The sequence below is a fragment of the Mesorhizobium sp. M1295 genome, assembly GCF_040318135.1.
GTDB lineage: Bacteria > Pseudomonadota > Alphaproteobacteria > Rhizobiales > Rhizobiaceae > Mesorhizobium.
The window spans coordinates 22393-34018 of the sequence record NZ_JAMYLU010000037.1 but is presented as its reverse complement, the minus strand read 5'-3'; the positions used below and the strand labels follow the sequence as shown (position 1 = coordinate 34018).

Here is an 11626-nt window from a genome sequence, read left to right as displayed (position 1 = left end):
GGCGATCATCAGCAACCCTATCGGCAGCGCGATGATCCCGATCTCAGACGCGATGTTCAACCAGCTGGCCGTGCCGGCTGCCGACATGAAGGCACTTCCCCCGAACAGGCCAAAGAAAAGCAGAACTGCGACCAGGCCGAGGAACGAGCCCGACTCTGGTCGACGCGCCAGCCGGCCGAGGGCTAGTCGGGACCGCGTGCGGTTCGGCACCGGGGTTAATGTGGACGTCACGGGATGTGCCATTGGGGTAATCCGCGAGCAAGCGGCCGGCCACGATGGAGCCGCCGCAGAGAAGGGAGGAATGGCCGCCCGCGTTTCAAGCGAGGGCGGCCATCAGTGAAAAGGGGCTATCGCGTCCCGGCCTTCACGCCGGCGATGGTTGCATCGACGGAAGCCTTGTCGATGATGCCGGGTCCAGTCAGAATCTCACGAGTGGGCACGGTGAGGCCGTAGTTTACATTGCCGTTCAGGATCGCCACGGCGAGGTAGCCCTGCAGGTAGCCTTGCTGATCAATCGCGCAGGCCTGTTTCCCATCCTTGATGTTGTTCAGGATGGTCTCGTCGAAGTTGATGCCGCATAGACGAACCTTATCACTTTTTCCGGCCTGGGTGAGGCCGTTCATGGCGGAATTGGCGTCAACGTTACCGATGGTGAACACGGCGGTCACGTCCGAGTGCTGCAGCAAATAAGCCTTCACAGCCTGCGCGACAGCTGTAGCTGAACCGAACGACGTGGCGGGCAAGGGCAACACGTCGGCCTCGCCGCCGCCATTCTTCATCCCCTCCTTGAAGCCACCACAATAAGCTTCGATATTGGCTGCACCCGGGAGGGTGTTAATGCAGACGCCTTTCTTGCTGCCGGCTTTGGCCAGGTACTCGCCGCCCGCGACGCCGCCCTTGTAGTCGTCAGAGCCGACGTAGTTCAGCGCGCCGAGGCGATCGGCCGCCTTCAACCCGCCAGCATTGTAGATGACCAGCGGAATGCCGGCATCCTTGACGGCCTTGAACGCAGGATCCATTGCTTCTGGCACCCAGTCCGGACCGACAATGGCATCGGCTTTCTGGTCGATTGCCTGCCGGATCAGCTCGGCAGCGTCCACACCCAGATTGTCATAGTTCTGGGGACCGAGCCAGGTGACCTTACCGCCCTGGGCCTCGACCACCTTGCCGGCGTCTTCGGCACCCCGCTTGACGATCGACCAAAACGGATCGTCCGGCTTGCCGCCGATCACGAAGATGTTGGCGGCAAGTGTCACCCCGGTGCTGAATGCAGTCAAAACCGTTGCCGATATGAGTGTCTTTAAAAGCTTCACAGTAGTCCTCCCAGGTTTCACCCGCCCTGCAGGTGTTCAATTAAGTTCTGCTGCCCCGCGCCCTCTCCTCATAGGCGCTGATGCCTCTCCGTCACTCCGCCGGCATACCCGAGCCTGCGCCACGGGCTTGCTGTTTGGCGCGTAGCTTCTCCTTCTTTTTGAGGAAGCGCGCCTTCATCGCGTCGTCGGCCTCCTTGCTACCGTCGTGCCAGGTACCGAACAGCTTATCGAGCGGCACGAGACCGTCTCCGCCGTAGTTCACCTCGAAGTACTTGTGGTGCAGGTAATGCACATAAGAATGGCTATCGAGATTCAACTTGTCGGTCAGTTCAAACGTTTCGAAGCCAAGATGACCGTTGACCGCGCCAAAGCCGGCGCCGTGCAGCGTGAAATAGGCGCAGACCGGGTTGGATGGGATCAGCAGGTGCAGCCACGCCTCGGCGTGATACAGGAAGCCTTCCACGGGGTGCATGGAAAGAGACGACCATGGGCTGGGATTGATCGAATTGTGGTGAACCGAATGGACCCACTTATAGACAGGTGGCCAGTGGATCGCGCGGTGCAGCAGAAAGAAATAAACCTCGTGAACAAACGGCGCGAGCAGCACCAAGAAAGACAAGTAGAGCCAATTGGTCGTCCAGGGCAGCCAGACCGCCCAGCTGTTGGCGTAGACCCACAGCATCACGATCTCGACCACCGTCCACAGCGGGATGGTGACAAAGAAGGACCGCAGGAAATTGTCTAGGTTCTGGCGCTGGAACCAGAAAACGTCGGACGGCACATCAGACGGAAATTTGGCATTGTATTTGAAGCGCGTGCCCTGCCGACGATGAACGTAGAAGCGCAGTTCGAAGAAGCCATAAAACAGGAAAATGCCGGCGGCGTTCAGACCGTAAAGCCAAAAATAGTTGAGCAGCGACAAGCTTGCCAGGCTCTGCCAGTTCGGGATGAGAAAATTCACCCAGAGGAGCGATGTGGCGATGTGGAAAGCATTCCACGGCCAAAAAAATTCAGGGAGCCAGGCGATGACCTTTCTTGCATTGAACGGACGATGCCACAACGGCGCCGGTTCGGCGCGGCGGTGCGGCGCCCAATTGCCGCGCTTGTCGCGTGTCCCATACTGAAGGTCATCCATCGTAACAGCACCTCCGTGCCCGGATCAGTCTTGAGCGTGGATCTAGCCGCCGGGAGCCATCATCCGATCACACCCTAGCTGGCACATTTCATATCGGAGGGTTGATATTTGTAGTAGTCGAAAACAATATCAAAATGATATTTGTATCATTTAAGCTCAATCATCATGATACAAACGAAGGTGAGGTTCATGACTCGGCCGACAATTCGCGATCTCGCTATCGCCGCAGGCGTATCCACAGCGACCGTAAACAGAATTCTGAATGGGACCGTTTCCGTGCGCCCGAAAACTGTTCAACGCGTTCAAAGCGCTGCGGCGGAAATAGGATTTTACGGCATCGGTGCGATTGACAACCGGGCCCGTCAGCTATCGCCACAATACCGATTGGGGTTCCTGCTGCAGCAGTCCACTCGCGATCTCTACCAGCTGTTCGGCAAGAAAATCGTTGCCGCCTGTCGCGATCGCCGGGACGAGGTGATCGAGCCGGTTATCGACTTTGTGGATCTGCTTACACCGGAGACTATCTCGAGCCGCCTCGTCGCGCTCGGCGAGTCGTGCGACGCTGTCGCTGTAGTCGCCGCAGATCATCCGATCATTGGCCAGGCCATCCGTTCTCTGAAGGAGATCGGGAAACCCGTCATCTCTTACATTACCGACCAATCAGCGCCGGAACGGGCGGCGTATGTAGGCACAGACAACTGGAAGCTGGGGCGCACCGCAGCCTTCCTGATCACCCAGACCACACATGGCCCTGGTCGCATCGCGGTGTTCATAGGGAACCACCGGTATCAATGCCAGGATGTCGCAGACGCCAGCTTCCGGTCCTATTTGCGCGAGCATGCTCCGCGGCTGATAGTGGAGGAAAGTCGTCCGACCCATGAGGAATCGAGTGAGGCGTACCGCATGGTGGCCGAGTTGCTGAAGGCGACTGACGACCTTGTGGGCATTCTGATCGTCGGCGGCGGAATAACCGGCGTCCTCCGTGCGCTAAGGGAGGCAACTCTCGAGAAGCGTTCGGGGATCAAGCTGGTTTGCCGTGATATTGGACCCGAAACCCGAAAGGGACTGTCTGAAGGGTTGATCACTGCAGCTCTCTGTCATCCGCTCGACGCAACCTCGGCCCTTCTTGTCCAAACCATGATTGATCTCATTGGACCACAAGCACCGTTCGCCACCCTTCAGCGATCAATTCCTTTCGAAATAGTCACGCCGGAAAATATCTAAGGCAAATGTCAGCTAGGGGTCGCCCGTCGGGCGTTCTGCGACCCATAGGAATGTCCGTTTTCAGCTCACGCGCAAGCCGACCTCAACGTCCATCATCGCCTAGGCCGTTCCATGCCCAGTACGACGGGTCAGGGCACCGGCACGACGAGCAGCGGGACCAACATGTCCGGCGATCAGGGCACCGACACGACCACCACCAGCGGCACCACAAATCCGAACTCGGCCAGAGACTGCGCGCCCGGCCAGCAGACTGGCAGCGCTCAGCAGGCTGCGCCAGGTCAGCAGGACACGACCGCCAACACCGCCGCGCCAGGCCAGGTGAAAAAGACGGACGAAGGTTGCTGATTGGCACATCGGCACAGGTTGGAATCACCAGCGTGTGGCTGGCAAGTCTCCCCCGACCACCGCGTGAACTCAACTCGGCTGGCGAGCAAGTTGCCGCCAGCCGAGCATCAGTCTATGAACCTTTGCGCTTGCTTGTGCTTTCAGTGGGGCACGCCTCGCTTCTGTTTGCTTTCGGTCAGATAGATACGCGATCGCCTCTACTCTAGCGCTGAACAGACCTGATGGCGCGCTGATCCACAGACATTCGCCAAAAGCCCGCGTCTCTGGATTGAGGAGACGCGGGCCGGATCGGAGTCAGCCGATCGTGCAGCAATATCGTATGGAGGATGTACTGCGTGCACCGAACCTTGCCCGCACCCCGGTGTTCCACCTGGAGCGCAAAAAATCCCGCCGCACACTGCCAGGGCGGCGGGACCGATCAAGCGCCTTTGCACCAGGCAGGGACTTCGGGGGTGGGCTTTGCGAGGTGCGCGCGGACCGAAAGCGAACTTAGGGCAACAGCGGCGACGCGTCCACCAACCGCCGGTTGGAGCGACAGGACGATTGAGACACCGGCAGGTCAGGTCATCCCGGGTCGCTATGGGTCGCAACCAGATGGTAGCGGAAATTGTTGCGGATATGGTCGTTGAAATAGCGGCCCTTGGCGAATGCCGCCCGGAAAGCGGCAAAAGTTTCCGGCGGTACCCCCTCAAACTCGCACCGCTTACCGCTGGCCACGAACCAGACCGAGAGGATTCTTCTGTCGGGATCGTATTCCGTTTTGCGTATCGATATGGAGGGCATGACGGCGGCTCGATTCGAAAAGCAATCAACGAGCGGAGAGGCCGTCGCGTTCCTTGCGAACGTGATGGTGCGGTGAGGCACGAGGCTCAATGCGGAGCGCCAGCGGCCGCGATCAGCGCCTCCTCAAGAAACCGCTTCAGCTTCGCCGAGCGCTGGGAGTTTCATCTGCTTGCCGTTCTTACTTGCCCGGGACGACAGACGGCGGTCGCGGTATGCCATGCGGGGCGCTTCAATACGTCGCCGCGTGGGATGGCGAGGAGGCGGGCCAGTGCCAGTTGGACCTTGTAATGGAACGCGCAGCGGCGAGCAGGTGTGGTTGACCGGCGCGTCTCGCGTCCATGGCCCGTTTTCCTTGCGCCGATCTTCCGCCATCTTGGCCTTCACCCGCATTGCTGAGGATCTTCGTGAGGTGAATTGAGATCCGCTACGTCGCTGATCCTCTGGGACTGTCAAGGGCCGTTCGGCGGGCTTTGCTCCGGAACAATGTCTTCTTCCGAAAGTTTTTCCTTAAGTAGCAAAGGAGATTCGAAATGTCAGAAAGTCGGGAATGGTTTGTCCAATGGCTTAGAGACGCTCATGCCATGGAAGAGCAGGCAGAGACGATGTTGAACGGGCAGTTGAGTCGTATCGAGAATTATCCCGAACTGAGCGACCGAATCCGACAGCACCTCGACGAGACTAAGCAGCAGGCTGCCCGGCTGAAGACTTGTCTCGATCAGATGGACGAGGGTTCATCCACGATGAAGGATGCTGGCGGCAAGCTGACGGCGATGGCGCAATCGCTGAGCGGCGTCTTCGCTGGAGACGAGGTGATGAAAGGATCGCTGGCGAGCTACACGTTCGAGCACATGGAAATCGCCTCCTACACGATCCTGATTGCCGCTGCTCGATCGCTCGGCGAAACCGAGGTTCTTCGGGCTTGCGAAGAGAACCTGCGAGAGGAAGTCGCGATGGCGGATTGGCTGAAAACCCATCTTGCCTCAACGACCGAGCAGTTCCTTGCGCGGGCCGAAGCGGACAGCGACAGCGCCAAGCGGTGATCGGTGGGAACGTAGCGATCTTGAAGTGAGGGATCGGCGCGGAAGCTGGTTAACACCGGCTCCGATGTCGACGAGCGAGCTCCGCGGCTTGGAACTGAATAGGAGCGGCGGCGGACGGCAACGATCGAGGATGCCCATCGATCATTGCGGGGAACATAGCGAAAATTGCTTGTAGGCGTTGCCGTAGCATCAAAGCGCGCTCGATACCTGCTTCCGGCGTCGGCATTCTTCGAATTTACCGGAACGACGTACCTGAAGGCGAAAGATCGATTTCAGCTCCACGCTCCTCGTTTGTGGCCATCGCCGGACCGAGAGGAAGTCCGCCGCTCCGCTAACACGTGGCTGGACGGGGCGCGCCAAGGTCATCGCTGACTGTCAAACCATTTCTGCAGAATTTGACGCACACAATACCGATCCGAGGCCAACTGGGAGTGCATACCAGCTTGGAACTGTGCGGAACCGTACGAAGTCGATTGCAAACAACCAACCTGGTTGGCCGGGCATTAATTTAGCAAAGCGTCAATTAGGGAAAGCATCGGGAGGAAGACCATGCTGCACGTTAACATGCCTCGCGAATTTGAGGTTGGCGATGAGGTTTCACTAGCAGGTACCGTCATCACGATTCTCCCCAGCGGGCGCGCCAGGGTGAGCATTCCCTCGTATGACCATCCTTATACGATTGATCCGCCACCCAAAAGTCCGGGCCGGAGACCGAGTGGTTCTTGTTGGGGACGTCACCCGCATCGATCGCGGAGCAAACAAACTCACTGTGCGGATTGACTGCGGCGGGGTGATCACGGTCGACAAGTCGGCGATCACTCGGCTGAGAAAGCACCGCCGGACTTCAGCGGGTTGACACTACGGCGATACAACGGCCACGCTTGTCGGCGTAGGGAAGATGCAAGCGCACTTTGAACAGCCCAAGGGCGCGGCGCTGTCCAGCCGGATAATGGGCGGACGAACGGATAAGCCGGAGTTCGACGGCTAGCAAGTCCGATATGCGCCTATCGCGACCCCGCTTCACCTGCCGTCCAGCCGTTCGCGCATTCGCGATCGTCGCTCTCAACAGGCGGCGCGCCCGGCCAGGACGTCTCGCATAGCGCGCTGTCGAAGGAGGCGCCCAGCAACATTTCGGGTGAAGGCCGCGGGCATCCGATCGATCGTAACCTTTCTCTGCAATGATCGCCTTGTCGCCGGCGATGGGCCTCCGGCTCTTACGCATTATGGAGATCACATGTTGGTCCCGGCACCCACAAGGAAGCCCGGAACGGGTGAAGCACAATTGTCGGTAAGCGCAAGGCGACGACAATCAGCGGCCCCGCTAACAATCGTGGTTGCGCCTTTGGGCATCATGGTTCAGACCGCTGGCGGATTAGAACTCTGCTGGCTTTGCGATCGGCTCATCGCTGCCGACAATCGGTGACCTATATAAAGGGGCATGTCCACACGCCGAAAAATCAATGCAACAGCGAAACTGATTGGAGAGTGGCCTTTAACCCCGGCTGCAACGCTTGGATCGTCCGTCAGAGCGAGGGGTATTTTCCTTGAAATACGCGCCCGCCTTCCAACGGAGTTCAGGAAACTGCTCCATATCGAGTCCCGCGTGCTTACCCTGCGCCTGTCTGAGGGCACCGAGAATGATGTGCAGGTGGTATTCGGGATCGTATCCAATGCACTGCAGAATATCGAAGACCTGCCCGTAATCCCCCGTGAAATCGAGGACATTCTGACGATCTCGACGGCCGAACGGCACCGCTGGCTGAAAGATGGTCGCTTGCAGAGCGCCGGGACGAAAACGGTGAAACTCCGCGGGCGGGCAAGGAACATCACCTTTCACGTGTTCGACCCGCAGCACGTGGAGGATGTGCTTGACCGCGACCTGGTTACGGTCTGGCGCGAACAGGACGCAGCGACAGCTGCAGAGAATAGGCGGCGAGCCGCGGGGAAGGCCGCTATGAAACGTGCTCAAAGAAGCGGCCGCGGAACTGCAGCTTCAGTTGGCTATGGCCCCGATGAGAACTCGCACTCCAGTTTGCGCGGCTGGGAAGATTTTGAGAATGACGGACTCCTGCGCTGATAGGCCGGGCGCACAAGCAGGTTAGGACGTTTGCCTGCGCCGTGCGAGATGCGCAAGGAGGGCCGTCAAACGCATCGCGTTCAGGACCCGCTTCGCAGGGACACCGCCCTTGCGCGCCATCTCGACCCCCCAATGCATGTGGTCGAGCTCGCGGATCGAGTGAGCGTCCGGATTGATGCTGAAGATGCAGCCCTGATCGAGTGCCTTTTGATGCCAGCGCCAGTCGAGGTCGAGTCGCCAAGGATGTGCGTTGATTTCGACAGCGACGCCGTGTTTTGCACACGCTTTGAGGACTTTGTCGACGTCGAGATCATAACCGGGCCGGCGCAACAGCTGGCGACCGGTCATGTGCCCGAGGATTGTCGTCCGAGGATTTCCGATCGCCTCAATGATACGCTCCGTCTGTTCCTTCTTGGGCAACTTGAAGCGGCTGTGCACGCTCGCGACGACGAAATCGAACTGCTCCAAGATATGATTCGGGTAATCGAGCGAGCCATCCGCCAGGATGTCCGCCTCGATGCCCTTCAGTATGCGAAATTTTCCATTGTATGCCTTGTTCAGCCGGTCAGCTTCGCGGTGCTGTTCAGCAATCTCCTGCAACGAAAGGCCGCCTGCGTAGTGAGCGGACTGCGAATGATCGGCGACACCATAGTATTCGAAACCGCGCTTGCGCGTGGCTTCAGCCATTGCCTCAAGCGTTTCGGTGCCATCGGATGCGGTCGTGTGAGAATGCAGGATGCCATGCAGATCTTCATCCCGAATGAGGGCGGGTAGCTTCTGCTTTGCCGCTCGCTCAATCTCGTCCCTGCCTTCGCGCAATTCAGGTTCGATAAACTGCAAGTCTAGAGCTTGGTAGATTTCTTCTTCTGTCGCTGACGCGATCAGCTTTCTCCCGCGATGAAGCCCGTCGGCATTTAGGGTGAACCCCTTGTCGGCCGCGAACGTCTTCAGTTGCTCGAGGTGGTCTGCCGAACCGGTTGCCTCGAGCATGCGCGCGCCAAAGTGCTTCCTGTCCGTGACAACAAGCCTCAGGGTCGTATCCTCGATTCCAGTCGATTTTCTGGCCTGCGCTACCAGGGCGAAATCGGAAACGAGCTCGCAACCGCGCCGGAAGTCGCCTGCAATTTCGACGCGCGAAAACTCTGGATGCTCTTGCTTCACTGATATGACCGCATGTTCGAGAAGAGCGGCGGCCTTGTGCAGGTGAAGTTGCGTTTCGCCGCTTCGCACGATGGCCAGGTTCTGCAGGAGCTTTGTCTGAAGCGCGGCGCCGAGGCCTTTGACTGGGCGTATGCGGTCTTCTCTTGCTGCGGCCTCGAGCTCCGCCAGCGAGTTCACGCCGAGCGCCTGATGAAGCTTCAGTATCTTATCGGGACGAAGCCCGGGTATGGCAAACAGCTCCATCACGCCCGCTGGAACATCCTCGCGCAGCTTCTCAAGGCTTGGGTGCGTGCCGGTTTGGTAAAGCTTGGTCACGATGTCTGCGATCGCTTCACCGATCCCCGGGATCTTGGTGAGGGCGCCGGCGGCGATGATCCGATCAAGCGGCTGCGACAGCGCCGTCAGACTGTCTGCCGCGCGCAAGTACGCCTTTATGCGATAGGGATTGTCGCCGCGCATAGACGCCCGTTGTGCGTATTCCCTCAAAAGACTGGCGACGGTCCTCGGATTGATTTTTGCCATGGCTTCAGCCAAACGGAGGCCGATCTCCGCAGGTTCCAATCAGGCAAGGCCATGAGCGCCGCGTTGCCCTTTAAATCCCGGCTTTACTGCCTCTTCACGTACGCTACAAATTGGGCAAGGATTGGTCAGCGCGACCCCATCCAGCCAGAGCTTTGGAGGCTGCGCGTTTCTTTAATTCAGGAGCATCGCCCACGTGGAAATGAGAGGGCGCATCTATTGTCTTCATCTCCGCCCACGTGATCGGTGCCGCGACAGGAGCGCCCGGACGTGATCTCGCGCTGTAGGGCATGATCGCGGTCGCCCCGCGCTGATTGCGTAGATAGTCCACAAAGATGCGACCCTTGCGGCGCGTCTTTGACAACACGGCCGTGAAATGGGCCGGATCGCTCCGGGCGACCGCCTGCGCCAGGCGAGACGCAAAGTCCTTCACCTCTGGCCACTCGGCGCCAGGGGTGAGCGGCGCGATGACGTGCACTCCTTTGCCTCCCGTCAACATCGGGAAAGTCGTAAGCCCCAGCGATTTAAGGATAGCGCGGAACTGAAAGGCAGCGGCGCGGACGGCCTCAAAATCGAGGCCTTCATCGGGGTCGAGGTCGAAAACGAGGCGGTCAGCCTTTTCGACATCCTCGATCCGAGCCCCCCATCCATGCAGCTCGATCGTTCCCATCTGGACGCAAGTCATCAGTCCGTCGGCATCGTCGACATAGAGATATGGTTCCTCGTGCCCGTCCTTCTCCGTGATGCCGACGTGGTGGACTTTGTCGCCAAAGCTGCCGGCGTCGTGTTTTTGGAAGAAGCACTTCTTCGCGCGGCCCTGTGGGCATCGAACCAGACTGATCGGCCGGCTGCCAACCCAAGGAAGCATGATCGCCGCGACCGCTGCGTAATGGTCGGCGAGCTGTCCCTTGGTGATGTTGGACTCCGGATAGATGACGCGGTCACGGTTACTTATCGCGATGGCGGTTGTCGCAGACGCGGCGAGATCGGCTGCATGACGTTCAGTCTCGAGCACGACCGCCTCCGGCTTCTTGTCTTCGCGGAGACCAAGATAGCTCGGATGTCGTAACGTCCCTTCATTTGTCATTTCGGTGAAGGCAATCTCAGCGACCAGTTTCGGACGGAGCCAGTGTGCGCCGCGCACTTCGGCGCGTGGTGCGTCGACGGTGGCGGCCTTCTGCTCAAGCGGCGCCATGATCTTCAAGAGACGAAGAAGTTCAGCGGTATCGAAGCCGGTGCCGACTTTCCCGGCGTAACGCAGCTTGCCGCGGTCATGAACGCCAAGGATCAAGGACCGAAACGCGCGGACCTTGTCGGACGGCGTCCAGCCGACAATCACAAATTCCTGCCGCCTGATGCATTTGATCTTCAGCCAGCTTGCGCCGCGGGCCGCCACATAACTCGAATCCGCGAGCTTTGAGATGACGCCCTCAAGGCCGGCTGCGCAGAAGCGATCGAGCAGCTCTTCTCCGCGGCCGAGGATATGGTCGGAGTAACGAAGGACGGGATCTTTCGCAGGCAAGATCGCCTCCAGCTTCGCCTTGCGCTCAACAAGAGGAAGCCTTGTCAGATCTTCGCCGTCGAGCTGCAGCAGATCGAACGCATAAAAGTCGATAGTCGCCGGGGCACCCTTCAATGCATTTTGAAGCGCTTGGAAGTTAGATCTTCCTTCCGCATCGACAACCGCGGCCTCGCCGTCAATCAGGGCGGAGCGCACCTTGAGCTTGCGAGCCTCGGAGAGGATCGAGGGAAAACGGCTAGACCAGTCCAGGCCAGATCGTGTGTAGGCTCGCGCCTCGCCACCGCCGACGGCAACGAGAATACGGTAGCCGTCGTATTTCATCTCATGGATCCAACGATCGCCGGCAGGGACCGTGTCCACGAGCGTTGCGAGCTGGACCGGCCGGAAAGCGGGCGGCGCTAAAGTGAGCTCGTCACGAGCGGGCGACTTCGCTTGACTAGCGCTCGACGCATTGATTGCCTTACGCGACGTTGGCTTGACCACTCTGACCTAAACCATACTCAGAGA

At 59.2% G+C, this 11626-nt stretch carries 9 protein-coding genes and 1 pseudogene; 4 read left to right on the top strand and 6 right to left on the bottom strand.

Features of this window, described 5'->3' with window-relative positions; translation table 11 throughout:
• From NKH29_RS30580 to NKH29_RS30570, 3 genes and pseudogenes are all read right to left on the bottom strand, one after another.
• Nucleotides 1–243: pseudogene (locus tag NKH29_RS30580) on the bottom strand (ABC transporter permease); the annotation flags it as partial.
• A gap of 104 nt (nucleotides 244–347) precedes the next feature.
• Entirely contained in the window at nucleotides 348–1292 is a 945-nt protein-coding gene (locus NKH29_RS30575; protein ID WP_502900441.1) for a sugar ABC transporter substrate-binding protein, read from the bottom strand.
• Nucleotides 1293–1404: 112 nt separating this feature from the next.
• Nucleotides 1405–2448 (bottom strand): sterol desaturase family protein, encoded by a 1044-nt coding sequence (locus NKH29_RS30570; RefSeq protein ID WP_352792028.1) that lies wholly within the window; start codon nucleotides 2446–2448, stop codon nucleotides 1405–1407.
• Nucleotides 2449–2637: 189 nt separating this feature from the next.
• Here NKH29_RS30570 and NKH29_RS30565 point away from each other — a divergent pair, with 189 nt between their 5' ends.
• A complete protein-coding gene (locus NKH29_RS30565) occupies nucleotides 2638–3672 on the top strand; it encodes a LacI family DNA-binding transcriptional regulator (protein ID WP_353001250.1) in 1035 nt (344 codons plus the stop codon).
• A 111-nt stretch (nucleotides 3673–3783) separates the two neighbouring features.
• On the top strand, nucleotides 3784–4017 hold the full coding sequence (locus NKH29_RS30560) for a hypothetical protein (protein WP_352792026.1): 234 nt from the start codon (nucleotides 3784–3786) through the stop codon (nucleotides 4015–4017).
• 564 nt (nucleotides 4018–4581) lie between these two features.
• Here NKH29_RS30560 and NKH29_RS30555 read toward each other — a convergent pair.
• Nucleotides 4582–4800, bottom strand: a complete 219-nt coding sequence (locus tag NKH29_RS30555; RefSeq protein WP_352496205.1) for a KTSC domain-containing protein — start codon at nucleotides 4798–4800, stop codon at nucleotides 4582–4584.
• 530 nt (nucleotides 4801–5330) lie between these two features.
• On the opposite strand from NKH29_RS30555, the gene NKH29_RS30550 reads away from it, so the two are divergent.
• Nucleotides 5331–5840, top strand: a complete 510-nt coding sequence (locus tag NKH29_RS30550) for a ferritin-like domain-containing protein (protein ID WP_352483325.1) — start codon at nucleotides 5331–5333, stop codon at nucleotides 5838–5840.
• A 1438-nt stretch (nucleotides 5841–7278) separates the two neighbouring features.
• Nucleotides 7279–7917, top strand: a complete 639-nt coding sequence (locus tag NKH29_RS30545) for a hypothetical protein (protein ID WP_352496206.1) — start codon at nucleotides 7279–7281, stop codon at nucleotides 7915–7917.
• Nucleotides 7918–7938: 21 nt separating this feature from the next.
• On the opposite strand, the gene NKH29_RS30540 is transcribed toward NKH29_RS30545, so the two are convergent.
• Both NKH29_RS30540 and ligD read right to left on the bottom strand, forming a co-directional pair.
• Nucleotides 7939–9600, bottom strand: coding sequence for a DNA polymerase/3'-5' exonuclease PolX (locus tag NKH29_RS30540; protein ID WP_352592210.1), 1662 nt, complete (start codon nucleotides 9598–9600; stop codon nucleotides 7939–7941).
• A 103-nt stretch (nucleotides 9601–9703) separates the two neighbouring features.
• Nucleotides 9704–11602 carry a DNA ligase D gene (gene ligD / locus NKH29_RS30535; protein WP_352592189.1) on the bottom strand — a complete coding sequence of 633 codons (1899 nt, stop codon included), beginning with the start codon at nucleotides 11600–11602 and terminating at the stop codon, nucleotides 9704–9706.
• Between the last annotated feature and the right edge of the window lie 24 nt (nucleotides 11603–11626).